Annotated in this window: 19 protein-coding genes and 1 pseudogene; 3 read left to right on the top strand and 17 right to left on the bottom strand. The window is 72.5% G+C overall.

The features are described 5' to 3' along the window. Positions 1 to 87: 87 nt before the first annotated feature. The 7 genes from PZB77_RS24410 to PZB77_RS24380 form a co-directional block, all read right to left on the bottom strand. Positions 88 to 1,158 carry a TerC family protein gene (locus tag PZB77_RS24410; RefSeq protein WP_275494763.1) on the bottom strand — a complete coding sequence of 357 codons (1,071 nt, stop codon included), beginning with the start codon at positions 1,156 to 1,158 and terminating at the stop codon, positions 88 to 90. Between the two features lie 256 nt (positions 1,159 to 1,414). Next, entirely contained in the window at positions 1,415 to 3,319 is a 1,905-nt protein-coding gene (locus PZB77_RS24405) for a TerD family protein (RefSeq protein WP_275494762.1), read from the bottom strand. A 156-nt stretch (positions 3,320 to 3,475) separates the two neighbouring features. Beyond that, the gene (locus PZB77_RS24400) at positions 3,476 to 4,054 is read right to left on the bottom strand and encodes a TerD family protein (protein WP_275494761.1); all 579 of its coding nucleotides are present in this window, start codon (positions 4,052 to 4,054) and stop codon (positions 3,476 to 3,478) included. Between the two features lie 200 nt (positions 4,055 to 4,254). Further along, a complete protein-coding gene (gene uvrB, locus PZB77_RS24395; protein ID WP_275494760.1) occupies positions 4,255 to 6,396 on the bottom strand; it encodes an excinuclease ABC subunit UvrB in 2,142 nt (713 codons plus the stop codon). Positions 6,397 to 6,436: 40 nt separating this feature from the next. Further along, on the bottom strand, positions 6,437 to 7,312 hold the full coding sequence (locus PZB77_RS24390) for an MHYT domain-containing protein (RefSeq protein ID WP_275494759.1): 876 nt from the start codon (positions 7,310 to 7,312) through the stop codon (positions 6,437 to 6,439). A gap of 442 nt (positions 7,313 to 7,754) precedes the next feature. Beyond that, positions 7,755 to 8,402 carry a uridine kinase gene (locus PZB77_RS24385; RefSeq protein ID WP_275494758.1) on the bottom strand — a complete coding sequence of 216 codons (648 nt, stop codon included), beginning with the start codon at positions 8,400 to 8,402 and terminating at the stop codon, positions 7,755 to 7,757. Positions 8,403 to 8,450: 48 nt separating this feature from the next. Then, positions 8,451 to 9,119: a helix-turn-helix domain-containing protein gene (locus PZB77_RS24380; protein WP_275494757.1), complete on the bottom strand. Its 669-nt coding sequence runs from the start codon at positions 9,117 to 9,119 to the stop codon at positions 8,451 to 8,453. 84 nt (positions 9,120 to 9,203) lie between these two features. On the opposite strand from PZB77_RS24380, the gene PZB77_RS24375 reads away from it, so the two are divergent. Then, on the top strand, positions 9,204 to 10,415 hold the full coding sequence (locus PZB77_RS24375; protein WP_275494756.1) for a pyridoxal phosphate-dependent aminotransferase: 1,212 nt from the start codon (positions 9,204 to 9,206) through the stop codon (positions 10,413 to 10,415). Positions 10,416 to 10,445: 30 nt separating this feature from the next. Here PZB77_RS24375 and PZB77_RS24370 read toward each other — a convergent pair whose 3' ends face one another. From PZB77_RS24370 to PZB77_RS24345, 6 genes and pseudogenes are all read right to left on the bottom strand, one after another. Continuing rightward, positions 10,446 to 11,087, bottom strand: coding sequence for a TMEM175 family protein (locus tag PZB77_RS24370; protein WP_275494755.1), 642 nt, complete (start codon positions 11,085 to 11,087; stop codon positions 10,446 to 10,448). A 548-nt stretch (positions 11,088 to 11,635) separates the two neighbouring features. Further along, a pseudogene (locus PZB77_RS24365) lies at positions 11,636 to 11,722 on the bottom strand. Positions 11,723 to 11,756: 34 nt separating this feature from the next. Next, positions 11,757 to 12,488, bottom strand: coding sequence for a hypothetical protein (locus tag PZB77_RS24360; protein ID WP_275494754.1), 732 nt, complete (start codon positions 12,486 to 12,488; stop codon positions 11,757 to 11,759). Between the two features lie 91 nt (positions 12,489 to 12,579). Beyond that, positions 12,580 to 13,911, bottom strand: a complete 1,332-nt coding sequence (locus PZB77_RS24355) for an SWIM zinc finger family protein (RefSeq protein WP_275494753.1) — start codon at positions 13,909 to 13,911, stop codon at positions 12,580 to 12,582. Next, positions 13,908 to 16,880 (bottom strand): DEAD/DEAH box helicase, encoded by a 2,973-nt coding sequence (locus PZB77_RS24350; RefSeq protein ID WP_275496201.1) that lies wholly within the window; start codon positions 16,878 to 16,880, stop codon positions 13,908 to 13,910. Before PZB77_RS24350 ends, PZB77_RS24355 begins: the two co-directional genes overlap by 4 nt. A gap of 456 nt (positions 16,881 to 17,336) precedes the next feature. After that, positions 17,337 to 18,332 carry an SPFH domain-containing protein gene (locus PZB77_RS24345; RefSeq protein WP_275494752.1) on the bottom strand — a complete coding sequence of 332 codons (996 nt, stop codon included), beginning with the start codon at positions 18,330 to 18,332 and terminating at the stop codon, positions 17,337 to 17,339. Positions 18,333 to 18,604: 272 nt separating this feature from the next. Here PZB77_RS24345 and PZB77_RS24340 point away from each other — a divergent pair, with 272 nt between their 5' ends. Next, positions 18,605 to 18,967 carry a hypothetical protein gene (locus PZB77_RS24340; protein ID WP_275494751.1) on the top strand — a complete coding sequence of 121 codons (363 nt, stop codon included), beginning with the start codon at positions 18,605 to 18,607 and terminating at the stop codon, positions 18,965 to 18,967. A 480-nt stretch (positions 18,968 to 19,447) separates the two neighbouring features. Beyond that, complete coding sequence (locus tag PZB77_RS24335) at positions 19,448 to 19,741, top strand: DUF6343 family protein (RefSeq protein ID WP_275494750.1); 294 nt, start codon at positions 19,448 to 19,450, stop codon at positions 19,739 to 19,741. A 183-nt stretch (positions 19,742 to 19,924) separates the two neighbouring features. On the opposite strand, the gene PZB77_RS24330 is transcribed toward PZB77_RS24335, so the two are convergent. The 4 genes from PZB77_RS24330 to PZB77_RS24315 all read right to left on the bottom strand — a co-directional run bounded on the left by PZB77_RS24330 (position 19,925) and on the right by PZB77_RS24315 (position 23,655). Continuing rightward, positions 19,925 to 20,293 carry a tetratricopeptide repeat protein gene (locus PZB77_RS24330; RefSeq protein ID WP_275494749.1) on the bottom strand — a complete coding sequence of 123 codons (369 nt, stop codon included), beginning with the start codon at positions 20,291 to 20,293 and terminating at the stop codon, positions 19,925 to 19,927. 51 nt (positions 20,294 to 20,344) lie between these two features. After that, positions 20,345 to 20,992 carry a dephospho-CoA kinase gene (coaE, locus tag PZB77_RS24325; protein WP_275494748.1) on the bottom strand — a complete coding sequence of 216 codons (648 nt, stop codon included), beginning with the start codon at positions 20,990 to 20,992 and terminating at the stop codon, positions 20,345 to 20,347. 85 nt (positions 20,993 to 21,077) lie between these two features. After that, a complete protein-coding gene (locus PZB77_RS24320) occupies positions 21,078 to 22,016 on the bottom strand; it encodes a PAC2 family protein (protein WP_275494747.1) in 939 nt (312 codons plus the stop codon). Between the two features lie 115 nt (positions 22,017 to 22,131). Continuing rightward, complete coding sequence (locus PZB77_RS24315) at positions 22,132 to 23,655, bottom strand: FAD-dependent oxidoreductase (protein WP_275496200.1); 1,524 nt, start codon at positions 23,653 to 23,655, stop codon at positions 22,132 to 22,134. Positions 23,656 to 23,783 lie beyond the last annotated feature (128 nt).

Here is a 23,783-nt window from a genome sequence, read left to right as displayed (position 1 = left end):
CGACGCACGGACGAGGGGCGCCCCGGTACCGAGAGCGGTACCGGGGCGCCCCTCGTCGTGGAAGGGGGGGAACGGATGCCGGACGGCTCAGCCGCCGACGCTGCTGCTGCCCTTGCGGGACGCGGTGCCGGTGTCGCCGTCCTCGGATCCGTTCTCGGAGCCGGTGCCGGCCCCGGGGCCTTCCGGCCGGGACGCGGCGGCGGCCTCGGCCGCGGCGGTCTGCTTCCGCCCCGCGATCAGACTGGTGATGGTGGTGATCACCAGCACGCCGCAGATGACGGAGAGCGAGAACGGGATCGAGATCTCCGGGACGTGCACTCCGGATTCGTGCAGCGCGTGCAGCACCAGCTTGACGCCGATGAACCCGAGGATCACCGAGAGTCCGTAGCTGAGGTGGACCAGCTTCTTCAGCAGCCCGCCGATGAGGAAGTACAGCTGGCGCAGGCCCATCAGTGCGAACGCGTTGGCCGTGAAGACGATGTACGGGTCCTGGGTCAGGCCGAAGATCGCGGGGATGGAGTCGAGCGCGAAGAGCACGTCGGTGGTGCCGATCGCCAGCATGACGACCATCAGCGGGGTCATGACGCGCTTGCCGTTGTTCCGGATGAAGAGCTTGGTGCCGTGGTACCGGTCGGCGACGCCGAAGCGGTGCTCGATCGACTTGAGCAGGCGGTTCTCCTCGAACTCCTCCTCGTCCTCGTCGGCCCGCGCCTCCTTGATCAGCTTCCACGCGGTGTAGATCAGGAACGCGCCGAAGATGTAGAAGATCCAGGAGAAGTTGGCGATGACGGCCGCACCGGCCGCGATGAAGATCGCCCGGAGCACCAGGGCGATCAGGACACCGACCAGCAGTACCCGCTGCTGGAGGTGCGAGGGCACCGAGAACTTCGCCATGATCAGGACGAAGACGAAGAGGTTGTCGACGCTGAGCGACTTCTCCGTGATGAATCCGGCGAAGAACTCGCCGGAGGCCTGGCTGTTGCCGAAGACCAGCAGGCCCAGCCCGAAGAGTGCGGCCAGCACGATCCAGACGACCGTCCAGATTCCGGCTTCCTTGGTCGACACGTCATGGGGCTTGCGCCCGATGAGGAAGTCGACGGCGATGAGGGCTGCCAGACCAAGAATGGTCAGCACCCAGAGGGTCCATGAAACGTCCACTGCGCCTCCGGCAGTTCGCTACGGCTACTGATCAGCGTCGTCGCTGCCGGAGGTCTCTTCCACCCGGGGCGTACGGGATGTACGCCGGGCCGACGCCCCGGGACCGGTCACAGTCCGTACTGACGGGAACGCCACGTGTGGGAATACTCCCCTCCGTTCAAGAGACAGTACAGGCATACCCAAGAAAAGGTAAAGAGAGTGGCAAAGAAGAATCAAAACCCCTGGATCCGCCGGTCCTCGCGTAAGGGCGGCGGGGTCAGCGGCCCCGGGCCCGCCGCTCCCGGGCCACCGTGGCGAGCACCTGCTCCAGGACCCGGCTGCCCCGCGGCACCCGGGGCGGCTCGTACGTCCATACGTGCCGGACCCAGGGGTCGGCGAGGTGGTCACCGGCGAGTGGGGTGAGCCGGAGGAGCCCTCGCCAGAACGGAGCGAGCAGGGGTCCGTACGCGGACGCCTCCTCCTGGTCCGCGACGAGCAGCAGGTGCACCCCGACCGAAGGACCCTCGTCGGCGAGGTAACGGAGCCGGGTGACCGCGCGGTCGTCGAAGCCGTGCGGGAAGTCGTTGACGACGAGCAGTTGCCCGGCGGGGTCGAGATCCGGCGGCAGTGCGTCGGCCGCGCCGGCCCGGAGCGCCATCTGGACCAGGTCGACGCGCTGCGTGAGCCGGTCGAGGACGGCCGTCACCCCGGCGGCGCCCACCGCGGGCGGCCCGGCGAGCACTCCGGCCCCCACCAGCGGCGCGAGGGAGGCCGCGCCGGCCCCGGCCGGGTCGATGACGTGGACCGCCATCTCCCCCGCCGGATACGCGGCGAGCAGCCGTACGGCGTGTGTGAGCGCGCTCTCCAGCGCCAGGTGTTTCAGCTCCGCTCCGTCCAGCAGGCCGTCCGCCGCCGAGGCGCTCCGGCCGGCGTCGATCCACAGGCCGCGCTCCAGCGGGAGCCGGACGAGCAGCGGAACGCGCAGCTCCGGGGCTTCGGGGAGGTGGACGTCGCCCAGTCGCAGGGCCCAGGGCGGTCCGGCCGGAGCCCGGTGGGCGTGCCAGACCGGGCTGTCCCAGCCGGCGAAGGCGGCGGGGAGCGCGGGTTCCACCACATCGGACTCGGCGGCCAGCTGGGCCAGGTCCCGGTCGAGCACCTCCCGGGCGCGGGCGATCAGCTCGTCGTGTTTCGCCCTGGCCTCCGCGCGCGCGGCGTCGCCCGCCCCACCGATGCGGTTGCGCGGGTCGGAGAGGACCCCGTCGAGCTCCTGCTCCCGGCGCGACTCGGCGAAGTCGACGGCGCCGCGGTAGGCGGCGACGCAGCGGGCCAGGTCCTCGAACATGCCCCAGACCTGGTTGTAGAGCCGCTCGTCCAGGGAGTCGCCGGGGGCGTCCCCGGCGACCGGCGCGGCCGGTCCGGAGGGCGGGGCGGACGGGACGGGTGTGCCGGGCGGAGCGGTGGCTGCGGGCGGGGCGGTGGCTGCGGGCGCCGTGACCCGGCGCCGGGGGTGCGCGTAGTCGATACGGCCACCGGTCACCGTCCTGGCGTCCGCCGCCGTCACGGACTCCGCCGAGGAGGTGGCGGGGGCGGTGGACTTGGACGGGTCCACCGACGGTCCGGGCTGCGCCGGGACGAGCGGTCCGGCGGCCGCCATGATGGAGGCGGCCAGTGCGTCGGCCCCGCTCACCCCCTGGTCGGCGAGCATGCCCGCGAGCCCGGAGTCGTACCCCTGACCGACGGCCCGCACCTTCCAGGCTCCGGCGCGCCGGTAGAACTCCAGGACGGCGACGGCGGACTCCGTGTCCAGGCCGGTGAGGGTGAAGTCGGCGATCGGGGCGCCGCCGGGCTCGCCGACGGCCACGAAGGGGGCGGCGACCGCGCCGAAGCCGGCGGCGGAGCCGGACGTGCGCGGCAGGACCAGCAGCACGGTGACCCGGTGCACCTCGCCGGGCAGCGCGTCCAGGTCGAGAGCGAGCCGGTGTTCGGTGGCGGCCCGACGGGGGACCTCGACGCCGGGCAGCCGCGGCTCCCCGGGATGGGCGATCCACTCCGCACCCCGTACGGTGCCCCGCTCGTCGGCGAGGGCGGCGCCGGCCACGACGGGGGAACCCGCCGACACCCGGACCTCCAGACGGGTCGAGGGGAGCGGGTGGTTCTGCCCCCGGACGAGTTCGGCCGTCATTGCCCTGTCCCCTTGCTGCGTGACCGTGTGGTGAGCGTGTGCTGGTGGGTGACCGTGTCGGTGGGCGCGGCGCGCCCGGAGTACGCGCAGCTCCCGGGGGCGTTCGCCTCCGGGAGCTGGGTGGGCCGGTCGAGGGCCCGGGTCGCGTACGGGCCGTCAGAGGTGCGGCAGGATCGCCGGCATCAGGTCCTGGAAAGTGCGGCCGTTGGCCGGGTTCCCGAGCGCGGTCATCTGCCAGCCGCCACCGGCACGGTGCACCTTCGCCATGATCTGGGCGGTGTACTGGCCGCCGCCGTCGAGGGTGTAACGGGCCAGTTCCTGGCCGTTCGTCTCGTCGACGATGCGGCAGAAGGCGTTCTGCACCTCCTGGAACGTCTGGCCGGTGAAGCTGTTCACCGTGAAGACGATCTGGTCGATGTGGACCGGCACCCTCGCCAGGTCCACCAGGATCGACTCGTCGTCGCCGCCCGATCCCGCGCCACCGACGAGGTTGTCACCGGTGTGCTTGACCGAACCGTCGTCGCTGACGAGGTGACGGAAGAAGACCACGTCCACCGGCTGCTTGTCGGCGAACAGGACCGCCGAGGCGTCCAGGTCGATCTCCCGGGTGCGCGATCCGAAGAGGCCGCGGCGCGGCGCCGCCTGCCAGCCGAGCCCCATCCGTACCGCGGTCAGGGTTCCCCCGTCCTGCTTCCGCAGGCTGATCGCCTGACCCTTGGTCATGTTGACCGTCACGCGCTGTCCCCTCTCCGCGTTATGCCCCGCAACCATCCGTATGCGGTTTCCCCGCACCCTACGCATTGCGCCCGGGCGGAGTGCCGCTCCGGCCCGTTCTGTGTCGTTCTTGCAACACAGCGGGCCGGAATCCCCGTCACACCCCTCCCACCGGACCACCGTTGCCCCGGCCCCGCGCGCTCCCCCGGCGGCGCCCCGGGTCAGGCGATCCCGGCTTCCTTCATCTGCCGCAGCTCCTTCTTCAACTCGCCCACCTCGTCGCGCAGCCGTGCGGCGACCTCGAACTGGAGGTCGGCGGCGGCGGCCCGCATCCGCTCGGTCATCTCCTCGATGATCCCGGCCAGCTCCTCGGCCGGCCGGTCGCTGGTCACCGCGCCGCTGGCGCGGGGCTTTCCGGCGTCCGCCTTGGCCTCCCCCGCCTTGGCGGCCTTGCCGCCGAGGGCGGGAACCGGCGCCTTGGTCCCCTTGGTCTGGCGGTAGCCGGTCCCGAGGAGCTGCTCGGTGTCGACCTCCTCGCGGGCGATGGAGGCGACGATGTCGTTGATCTTCTTGCGCAGCGGCTGCGGATCGATGCCGCGCTCGGTGTTGTAGGCGATCTGCTTCTCGCGGCGCCGGTTGGTCTCGTCGATCGCCCGCGCCATGGCGGGCGTGACCTTGTCCGCGTACATGTGGACCTGGCCGGAGACGTTGCGCGCGGCGCGTCCGATGGTCTGGATGAGCGAGGTGGCGGAGCGCAGGAACCCCTGCTTGTCGGCGTCGAGGATCGCCACCAGCGAGACCTCGGGCAGGTCGAGGCCCTCCCGCAGGAGGTTGATGCCGACCAGGACGTCGTACTCGCCGGAGCGCAGTTCGCGCAGCAGCTCGATGCGGCGCAGGGTGTCGACGTCGCTGTGCAGGTACCTGACCTGGATGCCCAGCTCCAGGAAGTAGTCCGTGAGGTCCTCGGACATCTTCTTGGTGAGGGTGGTGACGAGAACACGCTCGTCGCGCTCGGTGCGGGTGCGGATCTCGTGGACGAGGTCGTCGATCTGGCCCTCGGTGGGCTTGACGACGATCTCCGGGTCGATGAGTCCGGTGGGGCGGATGATCTGCTCGACGAAGCCGTCGCCGCGCGAGAGCTCGTAGGTGCCCGGAGTGGCCGAGAGGTAGACGGTCTGGTCGATCCGCTCCTGGAACTCCTCCCACTTCAGGGGGCGGTTGTCCAGGGCGGACGGCAGGCGGAAGCCGTGGTCCACGAGGGTCCGCTTGCGGGAGGCGTCGCCCTCGTACATCGCACCGATCTGCGGGACCGTGACGTGGGACTCGTCCAGCACCAGCAGGAAGTCCTCGGGGAAGTAGTCGAGGAGGGTGTTCGGCGCGGTGCCGGGCAGCCGGCCGTCGAAGTGCATCGAGTAGTTCTCCACGCCGGAACAGGTGCCGATCTGGCGGAGCATCTCGATGTCGTACGTGGTGCGCATGCGCAGGCGCTGGGCCTCCAGCAGCTTGCCCTGCTTCTCCATGGAGGCGAGCCGCTCCTCCAGCTCCCGCTCGATGCCGTTGATCGCCTTCTCCAGGCGCTCGGGGCCGGCGACGTAGTGGGTGGCGGGGAAGACGTGGAGCGAGGTGTCCTCGCTGATCACCTCGCCGGTGAGCGGATGGAGGGTGGAGAGCGCCTCGATCTCGTCGCCGAACATCTCGATGCGGACGGCGAGCTCCTCGTAGACCGGGAAGATCTCGATCGTGTCGCCGCGCACCCGGAAGGTGCCCCGGGTGAAGGCGAGGTCGTTGCGGGTGTACTGGATCTCGACGAACCGGCGCAGCAGCTGGTCACGGTCGATCTCGTCGCCGATCTTGAGCTGGATCATGCGGTCGACGTACTCCTGCGGGGTACCGAGGCCGTAGATGCAGGAGACGGAGGCGACCACGACGACGTCCCGCCGGGTGAGCAGGGAGTTGGTGGCGGAGTGGCGCAGCCGCTCGACCTCCTCGTTGATCGAGGAGTCCTTCTCGATGTAGGTGTCCGACTGCGGGACGTACGCCTCGGGCTGGTAGTAGTCGTAGTACGAGACGAAGTACTCGACGGCGTTGTTCGGCAGCAGCTCGCGGAACTCGTTGGCGAGCTGCGCCGCCAGCGTCTTGTTGGGCGCCATGACGAGGGTGGGCCGCTGGAGCTTCTCGATCATCCACGCGGTGGTCGCCGATTTGCCGGTACCGGTCGCGCCCAGCAGGACGACATCCTTCTCACCTGCCCGGACACGCTTTTCGAGCTCGGCGATGGCCGTCGGCTGGTCGCCGCTGGGCTGGTAGGGACTGACGACCTCGAAAGGCGCCACCGAACGTTCGATCTTGGAAACGGGCCGCATGCCTCCACCGTACGACCCGTGACTGACAACGGCGCCGGGATCAGCGGCGCCGGGGCCGGACCGCGCGGTCGGACACGGGTTCGGCGGCGGGGTCGCGCCGGCGCTGGACGGGGATGGCGCGCGCGGCGTCGCCGGGACGGCCGGACCCGGCGTCGCGGGCCGGGTCGCCCCTGACCACCAGCGGGTCGAAGAGCACCACCGCCCCCGCGAGCAGCAGGAAGGCCAGCGGCCCGACGAGGAGGGGGACGAGGATCGCCCCGACGGGCTCGCCGGTCGCCCCGCCGGTGTCACCGGCGTGCAGATGGACCCGGAGCGCGGCCATGCCGGTGTAGTGCATCCCGCTCACGGCGGCCCCCATGACGACCGCGGCGCCCAGGCTGGGCAGGAAGCCGTGCAGGGAGACGGCCGCCCAGAGCGCGGCGGTGGCGGCGACCACGGCGATGACGACGGAGAGGGCCACCGTGGCGGTGGAGTACGCGAACCGGCCGTGGAACACCATGCCCGCCATGCCGAGGTAGTGCATGGTGGCCACCCCGAGGCCGGTGATGGTGCCGCCGGTGACCAGCGCCAGCGGGGTCGCGCCCCGGTAGCCCACGATGAAGATGCCGATCCCGACCATGACGATCGCCACGGCGAGACTCGCGTACATCAGCGGGCGGTCGTACCGGATCGGCGCCTCGTCGATGGAGAAGCCCATCATCGCGATGAAGTGCATCGTCCAGATGCCCGATCCGATGGAGGTCGCGCCGAGCGCGAGCCATCCGGCCCGATGGGGGCGGCGGCCCGGCTTCGGCCCGGCACCGCGCACGGAGCGGACGGTGCAGCGCAACCCCAGCGCGGCGCCGAGGCAGGCCATGAGGAAAGCCGCGACCGGAGTCACGAGGCCGTAGGAGAAGCCGTCGACGGTGCCCTGCATGCTGGATACGCCCTTCACGAAAACCGCGGTGCTGGTGGTGCTTAGCCGGTCGGCGGGCGGGCCGGGGCCCGTCCTCCCGCCGTTTCACGGGAGGCCGCAGGTCGCGGCCGGCCGGCCGGTGCCGCTGTCCTGGTCGAGGGACCGGGGCCCGGGTGCGGCCGGAGTTCCGGAGGACCCGGAATTCCGCCGAAAATCCGGGAGACCCGGCAAGCGACCACAAGGGGGGCATTTTATCGCCCGCGGACGGTGGCGGTGGAGAAAGCGCCGCTCATGATCGAGTCCTCACCACTTCTCCCCGGAGTGGGGACGACCCTCACCATCCCGCGACGCCGCGCACACCGCGACGGGCCCTGCGGCTACGGCGGACGCCCGGGAGGAAGCGCCACCACCGGCCCCGGGGGCGTGCCGCCCGGCCGGTCCCGAGGACGGCGGGCCCGTGGAGTCACCCCCGCGTACGGAGCCCCGTCCAGGCCGGATGGCGGGCGTCGTCTGCCCGGACCACGGCGTCGGCGCGGTCGGCGGGTGCGGTCTCCTCCTCGTACCGCGCGAAGGCGGGCAGCGTCCACTGCGCCCCCTCGTCCGTGCGCCGCCGCAGCGCGCCCGGCGAGAGCCGCAGATGGACTGCGAGGTCGAAGGGGTACCACTGCCCCAGCAGCAACGGCCCGTGCACCACCACCGCACCGCCCTCCGGGAGCGTCCGGTACGGGCTGCGGGTGGCCCGGTCGGTGACCGGGTCCCACAGGTCCGGCAGCACCCGGCCGTCGCCGCCCGGTTCCAGCGGCTCGAACACCTCGCGCCACAGCGCCTTGGTGTCGTACCAGCCGTCCGCGTAGGAGTCGGGGTCCCGCTTGCCGTACTCGTACCGCAGGCTCGCCGGGCGCAGGAACCCCTCGGTGGAGACGACGAGCACGGCGCGTCCGCGCAGCCGCAGCTCCTGGGCGACGGCCTCGGCGAGCGGTCCGGTGCCGGCGGCGGGGGCGCCGTCGACGCCGATCCGGAGCCAGGGTCCGCCGCCCTCGGGGCCCGCCCCGTCCGCGTGCGCGGCGAGGGCCTCGGCCAGCCGGTCCCAGGTGATCGCTTCGAGTCGCACGCCCCCATCATCCACCGCCCCGCCCCCGGCCGGGGGCGGGGCGGCCGGTCAGGCGCCGCGCAGTTCGGTGGCGAGAGGGCTCTCGCCGTGCACCTCGATCCGCCCGTCCTTGACCGCCTGCGCGAAGGTGATCTCGTCCCGGCCCATGGCCAGGCAGAGTTCGGCCTCCAGGAGTATCCGGGCGTCGGCGTGGGGGGCGCCGCCGTATCCGTAGACCTCCTCGCCGTCGGCCACCGCGCCGGTGCGTACGTGGAACTCCCCCTCGTCCAGGTGCACGTCGACCACACCGGTGTGGGCCGTCGCCGCGAGGGAGCGCCGCAGCGGGAGAGCGAACCAGTGGGCGCGGACGGCGTCGGTGGGGCGGCGTTCGTCCAGGGCCGGCGCGCCCCACCGGGCGAGGGCGGTGAGGACGGGGAGGAGCTCCCTGCCCCGGCCGGTGAGTTCGTAGACGGAGGCGGCCGCGGGAGGCGGCAGCCTGCGGCGGACGGCGAGTCCGCTCTGCTCCATGTCCTTGAGGCGGGAGGCGAGGACGTCCGTGCTGACGCCGGGCAGGTCCGCGTGCAGATCGGTGTAGCGGCGCGGTCCGGCCAGCAGTTCACGGACGATCAGCAGGGTCCACCGGTCTCCGACGGAGTCCAGGGCTCGGGCGGTGGCGCAGAACTGGTCGTAACTGCGTCGGCGTACGGGGCGCGCTGCGGGCTGCTGCTGACGTGGCATACGACGCAGTCTAGACATGTTGTTGGACTTTCCAAGGTCAGGCTTGGTAAAACCAAGTATCGCAATCGGCAGGGGAGGAACCGCATGGAGTTCCGGCAGTCCAGCAAGCTCGACGAGGTCTGTTACGAGATCAGAGGACCGGTCATCGAGCAGGCGAACGCCCTGGAGGAGGCGGGCCACAGCGTGCTCCGCCTCAACACGGGCAACCCCGCGCTCTTCGGTTTCGAGGCGCCCGAGGAGATCGTTCAGGACATGATCCGGATGCTCCCCCAGGCACACGGCTACACCGACTCGCGCGGCATCCTGTCCGCCCGCCGCGCGGTCGCCCAGCGCTACCAGGCGATGGGGCTGCCCGACGTCGACGTGGACGACATCTTCCTCGGCAACGGCGTCTCCGAGCTGATCTCCATGGCCGTCCAGGCGTTCCTCGAGGACGGTGACGAGGTCCTCGTACCGAGCCCCGACTACCCGCTGTGGACCGCGGTCATCACCCTGGCCGGCGGCAAGGCGGTCCACTACGCCTGCGACGAACAGGCGGAGTGGAACCCGGACCTCGCGGACATGGCCTCGAAGATCACCGACCGCACCAGGGCCGTGGTGATCATCAACCCCAACAACCCCACCGGCGCGGTCTACTCGAAGGAGACGCTGGAAGGCATCCTCGATCTGGCCCGCCGCCACGGACTGCTGGTGTACGCCGACGAGATCTACGACCAGATCCTTTACGACGACGCCGTGCACCACCCCGTCGCGGCCCTCGCCCCGGACCTGCTCTGCCTCACGTTCAGCGGGCTGTCGAAGACGTACCGGGTCGCGGGGTTCCGCTCCGGGTGGCTGGTGGTCACCGGCCCGCAGCAGCACGCGCGCGGCTACCTGGAGGGCCTCACCACACTGGCCTCCATGCGGCTCTGCGCCAACGCTCCCGCGCAGTACGCCATCCAGGCCGCGCTCGGCGGCCGGCAGAGCATCCGGGAACTCGTCGCGCCGGGCGGCAGACTGCACGAACAGCGCGACCGCGCCTGGCAGAGGCTGAACGAGATCCCGGGGGTGTCGTGCGTGAAGCCGAAGGGCGCGCTCTACGCGTTCCCCCGGATCGATCCGAAGGTGCACCGGATCGTGGACGACGAGCGGTTCGTGCTCGATCTGCTGCTGCGGGAGAAGATCCAGGTGGTGCAGGGCACCGGCTTCAACTGGCCCCGGCCGGACCACTTCCGCATCCTCACCCTGCCGCAGGCGGACGACCTGGACGCCGCGATCAGCCGCATCGGCCGCTTCCTGGAGGGGTACCGGCAGTGATCCGGGCCGTCCTCGCGTTCGTCCCGCGCCTCAGGAACGCCGGGACCCGCGCACCAGCGCTCTGAGCGGGACGACCGCGAGCCAGAACCAGATCGCCACGACCGGGCGCACCGCGAAGGCGAGCGGGACGGAAGCGCCGAAGACCAGTGCCGTCGTCCAGGAGTCCGTGGTCACCGTCCGCACGGCGGCGCGCACCGGCGCCCCGGCCTTCCCCCGGCCGGTCGGGCCTGACCGGCCGGTCAGGAGAACGCCCAGCCCCAGCAGGTTGGTGACGGCGACGGTGCCCGCGTAGACGGCGACCGCGAGCGGCTCGGAGGCGTACTCGGAGAGGAGTGAGGTCGGAAAGGGGAGGAAGGCGATGGCGCCGAGCCAGACGAGCGCGAGCCGGAGCGGGGCTCCCTCGAACCGGGGTACAAGCGCCATGGTGCGCCGGTGGTCCCGCCAGAATCCGGCGAGGATCACGAAGCTCAGCGCGTAGGCCCCCAGGTCCGGGAGGGCGTCGCGGACGGCGTCCCGGAAACGGGCGTCGTCCAGCCCCGGGGGCACCCGGACGTCGAGCACCAGCAGGGTCATGGCGATCGCGAAGATCCCGTCCGACAGGGCGGTCAGCCGGACCGTGTCCCCCGCGCCCGTCGCGTCGCCCGTCCCGGACCCCGCCCGCTCGTCGCTCACCGGGCCAGCTTCACGGGACCGCCCCCGCACCGGTCCGGATTACGCCGATGACGGGCACGCCGGGGCCGTCGCGGGGGATCGCCGCGCGCGGGAAGGGCACGCCGCGAGTCGTCGCGGGGGATCACCGCGCGCGGGAAGGGCATGCCGCGAGTCGTCGCGGGGGATCGCCGCGCGCGGGAAGGGCACGCCGCGAGTCGTCGCGGCGCGGGGTGGCGCCGCGGGAACGGGAGCGGGCCCGGAGGCGTAGCCGGCCTCCGGGCCCTGTGGGTGCCGCCTTCGTCGCACGCCGGCACGTTTAAGGACCGGGGTCAGTCATGATGTCGTCGCGTCCTGCCTTTGGACTACCGCAGATCGAGCTCTGCGGGCCAGATTCGAACTGGCAATTCGACGTCGCTGTGCCCCGGTCCGGTCGATCCGGCGATCGGCGGCCCATGCTGAGTCTGGAGCAATAGTCTGAGATTGATCGCGGTCTGCCTCTGCCTGTTGGGCCACTCCGGCGGGAGTCGGTGCGTACCGGGGGCGCCCTGCCGCGGGGCAGGGACCACCCGTGCCGGAGGGAGGACTCGAACCTCCACCGGAACCGCGTCCGTCACGACAAGCCTCAGTTTCAGCTTGCGCTCCTCGCGCACCCCGGCCGCGGTCGTCCGCGGCCGGGGAATCCATGGTCGGTCACCCGAAGAGGTAACCGAATACCGCATCACCCACCCGCTGGTCGGTGACCTCGGCCGCGTTGGCCTCCTCGCGGGCGTACTTCACGGCCTGCTGGAGCTTCTCCACCCGCTCCGTCAGCTCCCGTACGCGGCGGGCGGCGAGGGCGCCGGAGAACTTCACCGTCGTCCAGTAACCGATCGGCACGTCCTCGTAGTACACCTCCACCTGCGCGGGGTGTTTCTCGGTCGCCTCCGCCTTCACGTGGTTGCGGGGCACCTTCTTCGTCCGGAGGGTGCGCACCGGCTCGGTCTTCCAGGCGTCGGTCGAGGGGTCCTGCGCCCACGCCTCGGAGGCGTCCAGGACCGGCAGCTTACGGACGAAGGTACCGATGTCGGTGAGCTGCTTCTCCAGGAAGAGGAGGTAGGAGACGGGAGCGTCCGCGACGAGCACCCGGCCCTCGACCGTGACGTCCGCGCGGGCCGCGCAGTTCGCCCAGTCCTTGGTGGCGGTCACGTCGAAGAGGCGGGTCAGCGCGGCGGCGGTGTCCCGCAGCACGTCCTCGGCCTTGACCTGCACCAGCGTCGACTCGGGCGGCAGCTGCTCGCCCTCCTCGTCCTTCGGCTGGTACGTACGGGAGAGTCCGGCCAGCAACCCGGGCTTCTGGAGTCCGTGATGGGCCGCCGTGAGGTCCTGGTGGGCCTTGGACTTGACGCCCTTCTCGACTGCGATGATCTGATTGAGTTTCGCCACGTCCAGGAAGTTAGCACCGGCAACACGCCCTGCTCCAGCGGTTTTTCGCGCCCCGCCGTCACCGCTGTCGCCCGACGGCCGCCGCCGTCGTTCAGCGGCCGAGCAGCGCCAGCAGGACGCCCACCGGGTCGGTGCCCGGCATGGCGCGGGGCCACCAGTCCTCGCTGCCCGGGTCGGATTCGTAGCCGTACCAGAGGTTGTCCCGGCCGTAGCGGAGCTGGCGCCGGCCGCCGGGGTCGGTGAGGTGGTTGCGCCGGGGCTGGAAGCGGGGGAAGTCGGCGGCGGCCAGGGCCGGGCGGGCCCGGTCGAAGGGACCGGCCGGCGGGTCCCACGGGGTCTCCAGCACGGCGAGGCCCTCGGCGCCGCCCTGACGCCAGGCGGCCACCGCGCGGGCGAGGTCGGTGGTGGTGCGGCCGGTGGCGTACGCGAGTTCGCGGTAGAGGGCCCGGGTGGTGGCGGTGAGGCCGGCGGTGGGGCCGGCGGCGGCCAGCCGCACGGCGTCCTGCCAGGCGCTCAGTCCGGCGATGGGGTCGCGGCCGGTGGTGAGGATCGCGTGGGCGCGGGCCGCCGCGTCGGTGGCCAGCTGGTCCAACGCCAACGGGTCGCGGGAGCCGGGGAGTTCGGGATAGGCGGGCGGCCTGCCGGGGAGAGCGGGTAGGGGCGGCGGGGGCGGCAGCGGTGGCAGGTAGCGCTCGGCGAGCGCCTCCCCGGCGGGTACGGACGGGGCTTCGGGAACCTCGGGGCGCTCGCGGGCGGCGTGCTCGGCGTTGCGCCGGGCGAGCTCGTCCAGGAGCTCGCGTTCCCCGCGCCCGCGCAGGAGCAGCAGGACGAACGGGTCGGCGTCCAGCAGCCGCGCCGTCTGGTAGCAGAGCGCCGCGACGTGCTTGCAGGGCAGCGCCCGGTCGGGGCAGGAGCAGGTGGGGTCCAGGTCGTCGACGGCCGGCAGCAGCCGGACGCCGGCCCCTTCCGCCGTGTCGACCAGCGCGTGCGGCATGGTCCTGGCGAGCAGGGCGGAGAAGTGCCCGGGGCGGGCCGCCACCGCGTCGAGCAGGGTGTCCCAGCCGCTCTCGGTGAAGACCCTCAGGCGGATCTCCGCACGGTACGGGCGGGGCCGGCTGCCGTGCACGTACGCGACGACCCGGCCGGGCGTGACGGTGATCGCGGCGACGTGGCCGGAGTCAGCGTACGCGCGGCCGCGGGCGAGGCGCTCTCCGTCCAGCGACAGCGCTTCCAGCGCGTCCACCCAGGCGCGGCCCCACCAGCTGTCGGCGAACGGCTCTCCCTCGGCGGACCCTCGGGCGGGAACCGCCTCGAAGGTCCGGCGCAGCCCGTCCGGTCCGGGACGGGCCGCGGGGGCACGGCTCCCGTTCGGTGCGACGGGGGTGCGGACGCCGAGCCCCCGGGCGCCGGGGCGGGGGCTCATGCGGGCCTCCGGAGCGAGACGAGGTCGGCGAGGTCACGGTCGCTCAGCTCGGTCAGCGCGCTCTCCCCGGCGCTGCCGAGCACGGCGTCGGCGAGGGCGCGCTTGGATTCCAGCAGCTCGCCGATGCGGTCCTCGACGGTGCCTTCGGCGATCAGCCGGTGCACCTGGACGGGCTGCGTCTGGCCGATGCGGTACGCGCGGTCGGTGGCCTGCTCCTCGACGGCCGGGTTCCACCAGCGGTCGTAGTGCACCACGTGGGCGGCGCGGGTGAGGTTGAGGCCCGTACCGGCCGCCTTCAGCGAGAGCAGGAAGACGGGCACCTCACCCTGCTGGAAGCGGTCCACCATGCGTTCGCGCTCCGCCACCGGCGTACCGCCGTGCAGCAGCTGCGAGGGGACGGCGCGCGCGGCCAGGTGGTCGGAGAGCAGCCGGGCCATCGAGACGTACTGGGTGAAGATCAGCACCGACCCGTCTTCGGCCAGGATGGTGTCGAGCAGCTCGTCGAGGAGGGCGAGCTTGCCGGAGCGTCCGTCCAGGCGCGGCGCGCTCTCCTTGAGGTACTGCGCCGGATGGTTGCAGATCTGCTTGAGGGAACCGAGCAGCTTCATGATCAGGCCGCGGCGGGCGATCCCCTCCGACTCCTCGATCCGGGCCATCGTCTCGCGGACCGCCGCCTCGTAGAGCGTGGCCTGTTCCCGGGTCAGGGAGACCGGGTGGTCGGTCTCCGTCTTGGGCGGGAGTTCGGGGGCGATGCCCGGATCGGACTTCTTGCGCCGCAGCAGGAAGGGGCGGACCAGCCGCGCCAGGCGTTCGACGGCCTCGTCGTTTCCCAGCCCCGCCGCGGTGCCGGTGTTCTCCGCGGCCCGGGCGTGCCGGGAACGGAACGCCTTGAGCGGTCCGAGCAGGCCCGGGGTGGTCCAGTCGAGCAGGGCCCAGAGTTCGGAGAGGTTGTTCTCCACCGGGGTGCCGGTGAGCGCCACGCGGGCGGGAGCCGGGATGGTGCGCAGCGCCTTGGCCGTGGAGGAGTGCGGGTTCTTGACGTGCTGCGCCTCGTCGGCGACGACCAGCCCCCAGCCGTGGCCGGCCAGCTGTTCCGCGCTGGAGCGCATGGTGCCGTACGTGGTCAGGACGAACCCGCCCTCCTCGCCGGGGAGGGCACGGTCGGTGCCGTGGAAGCGGCGGACCGGCACGCCGGGGGCGAAGCGGTTGATCTCGCGGTGCCAGTTGCCGAGCAGGGAGGCCGGGCAGACCACCAGGGTCGGTGCCGCGTGGGCGCGGTGGAGGTGGAGCGCGATCACGGTGATCGTCTTGCCGAGGCCCATGTCGTCGGCGAGGCACCCGCCGAGGCCGAGCGAGGTCATCCTGTCCAGCCACGTCAGGCCGCGCACCTGGTAGTCGCGCAGCGTGGCGTGCAGTCCGGGAGGCGGTGCGAGGACGGTGTCCTCGTCGAGGATGCGGGCGCGCAGGGCGGCGAGGGTGCCGGTGGGTACGGCCTCCACCTGCTCACCGTCGAGTTCGGCGCTGCCGGTGAGGGCGACGGCGAGGGCCTCCACGGGGGCGAGGAGGCCCAGCTCCCGCTTGCGCGCCCTGCGGACGAGGCCCGGGTCGACGACCACCCACTGGTCGCGCAGCCGTACCACCGGCCGGTGCGATTCGGCGAGGCGGTCCATCTCGGCCTCGGTCAGCGGCTCGTCCCCGAGGGAGAGCTGCCAGTCGAAGGCGAAGAGGCGTTCGGCGTCGAAGAAGGAGGTGCCGTCGGTGGCGGAGCCCGGAGCGGGGCGCACGACGGCGGCGGCGGTGAGCGAGCGGGCGAGTTCGCGCGGCCAGTGGAGGCTGACACCGAGGTCCGCGAGACGGGCGGCGGCCGGCCCGAGCAGTTCGTACAGCTCGTCCTCGGTGAGGGCGAGCACGTCGGGGACGGGCTGGTCGAGCAGGCGCTCCAGCGGAGCCCACGCCCGGGCGGCCCTGCGCAGCGCGAGCACGGTGTCGACCCGGGAGCGCGGGCCGAAGGGTTCGCCGGCGACGCCGTCCCAGAGGGCCGCCGCATCGGTGACGCGGGTCGGGTCGGCGAGGCTGTGCACTTGGACGACGGCCGCTGCGGCGTGCCGTGCGGCGGGGGCGGCCGGTCCCCCGGAGACGTCCTCGGACGCGTGGGGGTCCGCGCTGTCGAAGAGTTCGAGGGCCGACAGGTCGAGCCGGAGCGAGACCTGGACGCCGGCGTCGAGCCCGGCCGCCACCTCCACCGCCCAGGCGGCGGCGCCGGGGAGGTGCTGCGCCTCCCGGGCGGCGAACGGCGCCCCCGGGGCGAAGGCGGCCGCGGGGGTCCTGGGCAGGGTGTCGGCGACCGCGTCGAGGAAGGCGCCGACGAGGAACTCCGGATCGGCGAGGCGGAGCGGGGTCGTGCCGGGCAGGGGCACGGCGTACCCCTCGGCCGGCATGGCTGCCGCGACCGCCCGCAGATGGGCCACGTCCGCGGCGTCACGCGGTCCGGCCCGCCAGGCGTCGTGGTCCTCCGGCGTCAGCCCGGGCAGCATCCGTCCGCGGGCCACCAGGGTCAGGGCGTGCACGGTAGCCGCGCCCCAGCATCGGGTGGCCGGGTGGGAGGACGGCAGGTGCCGGGCGCCGGCGAGCAGCGGTACGGCGTCGGCGATCGGGAGGAGCAGGGCAGGCACCTGGCGGCGGCGGGCCCCCAGCGCGCCGTGGGCGCGCACGACGGTGATCTCGGCAACGGCCGGAGCGCCGGCGGCGAAGGGCTCCTCCGGGGAGGATGCCGCTCCCGCCTCGTCGTCCGGCCGCTCCGGGCGTGACGGGTCCCCCGGGTGTGCCAGGTGGCCGGCGGGGTCCCAGCCGCTGTCCTGCGGGTCCCAGAAGGCGATCCGCCCGTCCCTCGGCAGGGCGGCGGGCAGGAAGACGGCGGCACGCCGCAGCAAGCGGTCCGTGTCCCGGTCGGACAGCTCCCGCACCGCCATACCGGCCACCCCTCCCGCTCTTCTCCGGACGCGCCGCGCCCCGTCGCTGATGTCGTCGCCGGCGTCGTCCTCCGGCCCCGACGAGTCTAGGCGGGAGGTCCGACAGCGCCGGTCGCGCCCGGCATCGGGCCAGGTCGGGCCGGGTCCGGGCCGCGCGGGGGGACCGGGAACGAGGGCCGGGCCTCGGATGGCGGGGCCGGGGGGCCGGAGGCCGGGTGGACGGGGCCGGGGGCCGGGTGGACGGGGTCGGGTACCCGGGCCGTACGCGCCGGTCTCGGTTCCGGGCGGCCCCGGCTCGGCTTTGACGGTCCCGGGCCCGACGCGGCCACCGCCCACTCGCTGCCTTGCCCACTCGCTGCCCTACCCACCCGGTCCCCGCGCGCTCCTCCCTTCCGGATACGCGCGGCCTTCCGGATGGTCTTCGCTCCCTCCGGAGCCTTCCGGTACCCGACCGCTTCAGTGCCGGGTGAGACGGTCCGACCGGGGCGGGGCGTCGGCGTCGGCGTCGGTGTCCGCAGGCGACGCCGGGCGCGGAGTGGCGGCGTACCGGGGCGGGGGCGACGGAGGGCGGGCCCCCTGGGGGGACGGGGTGCCGGATCCGTGCGGTGCCCCGTTCCGGGCGGCGGTCGGCGCGGGTCCGGTGGGCGGCGCCTCGGAGGCGACCGGACGGGACTGCCCGTCGCCCGCCTGCGGTTGCTGCGCCCGTTCCAGGAAGCGGAGCAGCTCCACGGGGAAGGGAAGCACCAGCGTCGAGTTCTTCTCCGCCGCGACCGCGACCACCGTCTGCAGGAGTCGCAACTGGAGGGCGGCGGGTTGCGCGGACATCTGGCCCGCGGCCTCCGCCAGCTTCTTCGACGCCTGGAGTTCGGCGTCGGCGTTGATCACGCGGGCCCGGCGCTCGCGGTCGGCCTCGGCCTGCCGGGCCATGGAGCGCTTCATCGTCTCCGGCAGGGAGACGTCCTTGATCTCCACCCGGTCGATCTGGACGCCCCAGCCCACGGCAGGACTGTCGATCATCAGCTCCAGGCCCTCGTTGAGCTTCTCGCGGTTGGACAGCAGATCGTCCAGGTCGCTCTTGCCGATGATCGAACGGAGCGACGTCTGCGCCATCTGCGAGACGGCGAAGCGGTAGTCCTCGACCTGGATGACCGCGCTCGCCGCGTCGATCACCTTGAAGTAGATGACCGCGTCGACCCGGACGGTCACGTTGTCCCTGGTGATCCCGTCCTGCGCGGGCACCGGCATCGTGACGATCTGCAGATTGACCTTACGGAGCCGGTCCACGCCAGGGACGATCATCGTGAGTCCGGGCCCCCTGATCTCGTTGCGCAGCCGGCCGAGCCGGAGCACCACCCCTCGCTCGTACTGTCGGACGACGCGGACCCCCGCGACTGCGAACAGAACGCAGACGGCGATCACCGCGACGATCGCGATCACTAGCACTTGGACCATGACGGCCCCCTGCCACTGGCACGACACACAACGGCGCCGGGACGGAACCGTTGCCTATTAACACGTTATGCCCTATTCGCACCCCAAGGGAACCCCCAACTCTCCCGGAAGTCGCCCGGTCGGCCCTCCCCGGGTGCCGGGGCGCTCCGGAGCGGGCAGCGTGGCAGGCGCCCGTACGGAATTCCCGTGCGGCACCTCAGGTGCGGCGCCCTCGCGCCGTGCCGTACCCCCGCACCCCCTGATGATCCGGACGAGCAGACGAGGACCCGCCCATGTCCGTGACAGCGACGCTCCACCACCGCATCCGCCGTCCCCGCGCCGCGGGGGCCGTCCTGCTGGCCCTCACCGCTCTGGGTGCCGCCTCGGGCTGTTCGGGTCTCGGCCGCACAGCGGTCGGGCCGGTCATCTACACCAACGAGCGCGATGTCGAGGTCATGGAGCAAAGTCCGCTGGTACGGGGCTGCCACGCACTGCCGGGGGGTGCGAAGACGGTCGACAACAACACTCTCATCGACATGGTTCTCTACCGCTCCCGCGACTGCACCGGCAAGGGCAGCACCTACCTCTCCACCCGCCTCACCGACCAGGACGCCCCGAGCACCCCGGTCTGGCGCAGCTACACCCTCGTGCACTGACCGGCCTCCGCTCCGGCGGCCCTCGGAAGGGCCGGCGGCCCGTGGCCCGCGCCCTCAGTGCCGGGGGCAACGGCCCGCCGGAGTGCCCGGGGCAACGGCCCGCCGACCAGTGGACCGGCCCTCCGGACCGGCGGGAGCGGTCGTCCGCGATCCCCGCGACCGGGGCCGGCCCTTCGGTGCGCACCAGCCGGGCGGCCGGCGGCGGCGCGTCGCCGTGCAGCGCGCCGAGCCGTGCGGCCCCCAGCCGTGCAGCGCCCCGAGCGGGTTGCCGCAGAACGTGCGGGCCCGTACGCGCGCCGTATGCCCGCCGGCGAGAGGAACTCCGCCGGGTTGCCCGGCGCGTCGCCGGCGGCGCCGCCCACCGGACAGCCCCGCACCCGCGCATGCCGACCCGCACTCCCGGTACCGTCACGCACATCCCCCTCCGGCATTCCGCATCCACGACGGCACGGGTCCATGCTGGACGTGAGGTGATGAGAGATGCGTACCGGCAGTGAACCCGTGACCGCGCGCAGTCCGCTGCGCATGCGGCTCTGGCTGAGTCTGTGGGGCGTCGCCTGGACCCTGTTCGGGGTGGTCGCGTTCTCCCTCGCCGATCGTCCCGGATGGGCGGTGGCCTGCGGCGTGCTGCTGGCGGTGACGGCGGCGGACTTCGTGGTGATCGTCCACCGGATGCGCCAGGGCGCCCACTTCCAGCCGGGCAGGGAGGTCCCCCCGTACGAACCGGGACACGGCGACGGGCGGACGGACCGGCCGTGGACGAGGGCTCCGTGAGGTGAGGTGGGGGCGGGAATCTCGGAGCCCCGGCGGTGCTCCTTGAGGGCTTGCGGGAGTCCCACGTCTCGGCGGGGCTCCACGAGCGCGGAGGTCCTCGCCGCCGCGCGAGCCTGTCGCGTACGCGCGCCGACTGTCCGGTGCGGGTCGGGCGCCCCGGTCGCTCCCGCGCCCCGCGCCCGCTCAGTCGCGGCTGTCGAAGCGCGCGGCGCTCAAGTACTCCGGGTTGGGGTCGAGGGCGGCGGCGAGCCGGAAGTGGCGGGTGGCCTGCTCAGGGCGCCCGGACCGCTGGAAGGTGCGGGCCAGTGCGAAGTGGGCGAAGGCGTTGTCCGGCTCCCGCTCCAGGACGAGCTCGAACTCCAGCTCCGCCGGTCGCAGTTGGGCGGCGGCGAAGAACGCTCTGGCACGCAGCAACCGGGCCGCGGTGTTCTCCGGGTGGGCCGCGATCACCGAGTCGAGGAGCTTCACCGCACCCTGGGGGTCCCGCGCGGCCAGCAGTTGCTCGGCGGCACGGAAGTCGATCACATGGGTTTCCGGGTTCCGTTCGGGCACGGTCGCATCCTTCCCTCGGCTCGGCCGTTTCCAACGTCGGGCAGTTCCCCGCTATTCCGTGCGGTCGCGGGCGGGACCGTCCGTGCGGTCACGGGTGGGACCGGAGGCCGCCCGTCGGGACAGTTCCTCCCACACCGTGCGCACCTGTGGTTCCAGGTCGGCGAGGGGGCCGTCGTTGTCCACGACGAGATCGGCGACGGCGAGCCGTTCCTCGCGGCTGGCCTGGGCCGCCATCCGGGCCCGGGCGTCGGCCTCCGTCATGCCGCGCAGCCGGACGAGCCGGTCGAGCTGGGTGGCGGGGGTGGCGTCGACGACGACGACCAGGTCGTAGAGGGGAGCGAGACCGTTCTCGGTGAGCAGGGGGACGTCGTTGACGACGACCGACCCGGGTCCGGCGGACTTCTCCAGTTCGGCGGTCCGGTCCCTCACGAGCGGGTGCACGATGGCGTTGAGGGCGGCGAGGCGATCGCTGTCGGCGAAGACGATCGAGCCGAGTGCGGGCCGGTTCAGACTGCCGTCCTCCAGGAGGACACCGGCGCCGAACTCTCCCACGACGGCGGCGAGTCCCGGCGTGCCGGGGGCGACGACCTCGCGTGCGAGGCGGTCGGCGTCGATGAGTACCGCTCCGTACGAGGCGAGCAGCCGGGACACTTCGCTCTTGCCGGCGCCGATGCCGCCGGTCAGGCCCACTGTCAGCATGAGCGGCAGCCTACGGGGCGGCCCGGCCCGTGTCCCACCCGGTGGCGGTCCGGCGCACCCGTGCGGTGGGCCGGAACCGCCACCGTCAGGCGTCGCCCTCGCGCTCGGCGAGGAACCGCTCGAATTCGAGCCCGATCTCGTCGGCGGACGGCAGGTCCACCGGTTCGGCGACGAGGTTGCCGCGGGTCTCGGAGCCGGCGATCGCGTCGTACTGGTGCTCGAGACCTTCGACGAGCGCGACGAGTTCTTCGTCGCCCTCGCCGATCTGCCGGTCGATCTCGGTCTGGGTGCGGTGCGCGGCGGTGCGCAGGGTGTGCGCGACGGTGGGCAGCACCAGGCCGGTGGCGGCGGTGATGGCCTCCAGGCTGGTGAGCGCCGCGTCCGGGTAGGCGGACCGGGCGACGTAGTGCGGGACGTGCGCGGCCACGCCGAGCACGTCGTGCCCGGCCTCGGCCAGGCGGTATTCGACGAGGGCGGCGGCCGAGCCGGGGACCTGTGCCTCGTCGAACGGGGTGCTGTGGCCCGGCATCAGATCGACGCGGTTGCCGTGCGGGGTGAGGCCGACCGGCCGGGTGTGCGGCACTCCCATGGGGATGCCGTGGACGGTCACGGAGAGCCGCACGCCGAGGCGTTCGACGATCTGCTCGACCGCGGCGGCGAACCGCTCCCACTCCACGTCCGGTTCGGGACCGGAGAGCAGGAGGAAGGGGGCGCCGGTGGCGTCCTGGACGACGCGGACGTCCAGGGTCGGGGTCTCGTAGGCCGTCCACCGGTCGCGCCGGAAGGTGAGCAGCGGGCGCCGGGCGCGGTAGTCCACCAGCCGGTCGTGGTCGAAGCGGGCCACCACCTGGTGCGGCAGCGACTCCAGCAGTCCCTCGACGACCTGCTCGCCGGTCTCGCCGGCGTCGATGTACCCGTCGAAGTGATAGAGCATGACCAGGCCGGCCGACTCCTGGGCCAACGCCATGTCGACGACGGCCAGCCCCTTCGGCTCCCATTCGTACAGACTCTGCGGATCAGGCACGGTTACCGCTCCTCCTCGTGTTCGCAGAGGAGAACGCCCCGGGGGGCACGGACATTCCCCGTCCGCGCCCCGTCACGGGATGTTTACCCGAGCACTCCTGCCCGGGCGGCAGTGCTTACGCCAGGACCCGGCTGTGCAGGGCGGTCACGGCCTTGCGGGCCGAGGTGAACGCCCCGTGCTGCCAGGCGTCGGTGTTGCTCAGGTAGTCGCCCGCGAAGTAGACGCGGCCGGCCGCCTTGTTGAGCGGGGCGAAGGCGGCGGCCTCCGGGCCTCCGGAGAGCGAGTGCCAGGCGGCCTCCAGGTAGGGGGTCTGGCGCCAGTGGTGCGAGAAGGACGAGGCGAGTTCCGTACGGTACTTCTCGCCGTGGATCTTGACGCCCTGGGCCAGGGCGCGGGCTTCGCGGTCCTTGGGCGCGAGCGCGGCGTAGGAGTCGGCGTTGGCGCCGGTGTTGTAGTAGCCGATGATGAGCCCGCGGTCTCCGTTGTGGCCGTAGGACGGGTACCAGATGTGGGAGAGGTCCATGTCGGTCTCGGTGATGCCGCCGTAGATCCGGTGGTCCGTCTCCCACCAGCGGTTCTTGTACTCGAGTCCGATCTTGCCCGCGGACGAGGGCCTGCACCCCTGGAGCGCGGTCTGCACGGCGGAGCCGAGGTTGTGCGAGGTCTTGGCCAGGATGTTCGGCGGCAGCGCGGCGATGCAGTAGTCGGCGTCGATGGTGCGGGTACGGCCGTCCTGGGTGTAGGTGACGGTGACGCCGTGCGGGGTGTCCGTGATGTCGGTGACGGCGGCGCCGGTCCGTATGCGGCGGCTGCCTATCGCCCGGGTCAGTGCCGCGGGTATCTGGTCCATGCCGCCGACGGGCTGGAACATCAGCATGGCCTGGTCGTACTCGAACTCGAAGGAGAAGTAACGGCCCACGTTGGTCGAGAAGATCTCCGAGGCGGTCGGTACGCCTCCGAGCACCTCGCCGGGGGTGCCGACGGCGGCGGGGTCGACGGTGTAACCGCGTCGCGGGCTGCCCGTGTACTCCAGGGTGTCCCCGATGTCACCGAAGTCCTTCAGGAACTCCAGCAGCTTCTCCTGGTCGTCCGCGCTGATCTGACGGTCCAGCGCACCCATGTCGGTGGCTTTTGCGAGGAGTTCGGAGACGTAGCCGTACATGTCGGCCTTGGCCGTGCGGTAGCGCATCGGGGCCTTCATCCCGGTGCGCTCGTTGAAAATGTAGGCGTTGGCGTTCACGTTGGTGAACACCTCTACGGGGACGCCGAGTTCACGGCAGTAGTCGAGCGTGACCATCCACTGGGGAATCCGGCCGGGACCGGCGTTCATGTACTGCCCGTCGTGGAACTTCGCCGTCTGCTTGTTCCCGTACAGGTCGGTGGTGGTGTCCCCGCCCCGGATGGTGGTGTTGCGGCCACCGGTACGCCCCCGGGCCTCCAGGACCGTACAGTCGTAGCCCGCCTTGCCGAGTTCGTACGCGGAGGCGAGGCCGGCGATGCCGCCGCCGACGACGACGACCTTCGCGGCCGCCTTGCCCTTCAGGTGGAAGTCACCCTTGCTGGGGGCGTGGAAGGCGGGTTCCCGGCCGGCCGCCTGGGCGGTGGGAGCGAGGCCGAGCGCCCCCATGGTGGCGAACATGGCGCCGGCACCGCTGGTGAGACCGACCTGACGCAGGAAGTTGCGGCGGCTGGAACCGGACGCGGCGGCGCTCGGCGTGCTGGATGTAGAGGTCATGTCCCGACTCCTCGGTGGATCTTGTCGATGCC

The organism is Streptomyces sp. AM 2-1-1 (genome assembly GCF_029167645.1).
Lineage (GTDB): Bacteria > Actinomycetota > Actinomycetes > Streptomycetales > Streptomycetaceae > Streptomyces.
The sequence above is the reverse complement of the archived record's forward strand: the minus strand, read 5'-3'. Positions and strand labels throughout refer to the sequence as shown.

Bases quoted from the DNA above. Each gene is read 5' to 3' on its own strand.
- PZB77_RS24345 (WP_275494752.1), bottom strand. From the start codon at position 18,332: ATGGTCCAAGTGCTAGTGATCGCGATCGTCGCGGTGATCGCCGTCTGC.
- PZB77_RS24340 (WP_275494751.1), top strand. From the start codon at position 18,605: ATGTCCGTGACAGCGACGCTCCACCACCGCATCCGCCGTCCCCGCGCC.
- PZB77_RS24355 (WP_275494753.1), bottom strand. From the start codon at position 13,911: ATGAGCCCCCGCCCCGGCGCCCGGGGGCTCGGCGTCCGCACCCCCGTC.
- PZB77_RS24335 (WP_275494750.1), top strand. From the start codon at position 19,448: ATGCGTACCGGCAGTGAACCCGTGACCGCGCGCAGTCCGCTGCGCATG.
- PZB77_RS24405 (WP_275494762.1), bottom strand. From the start codon at position 3,319: ATGACGGCCGAACTCGTCCGGGGGCAGAACCACCCGCTCCCCTCGACC.
- PZB77_RS24390 (WP_275494759.1), bottom strand. From the start codon at position 7,312: ATGCAGGGCACCGTCGACGGCTTCTCCTACGGCCTCGTGACTCCGGTC.
- PZB77_RS24350 (WP_275496201.1), bottom strand. From the start codon at position 16,880: ATGGCGGTGCGGGAGCTGTCCGACCGGGACACGGACCGCTTGCTGCGG.
- PZB77_RS24380 (WP_275494757.1), bottom strand. From the start codon at position 9,119: ATGCCACGTCAGCAGCAGCCCGCAGCGCGCCCCGTACGCCGACGCAGT.
- PZB77_RS24315 (WP_275496200.1), bottom strand. From the start codon at position 23,655: ATGTTCGCCACCATGGGGGCGCTCGGCCTCGCTCCCACCGCCCAGGCG.
- PZB77_RS24375 (WP_275494756.1), top strand. From the start codon at position 9,204: ATGGAGTTCCGGCAGTCCAGCAAGCTCGACGAGGTCTGTTACGAGATC.
- coaE (WP_275494748.1), bottom strand. From the start codon at position 20,992: ATGCTGACAGTGGGCCTGACCGGCGGCATCGGCGCCGGCAAGAGCGAA.
- uvrB (WP_275494760.1), bottom strand. From the start codon at position 6,396: ATGCGGCCCGTTTCCAAGATCGAACGTTCGGTGGCGCCTTTCGAGGTC.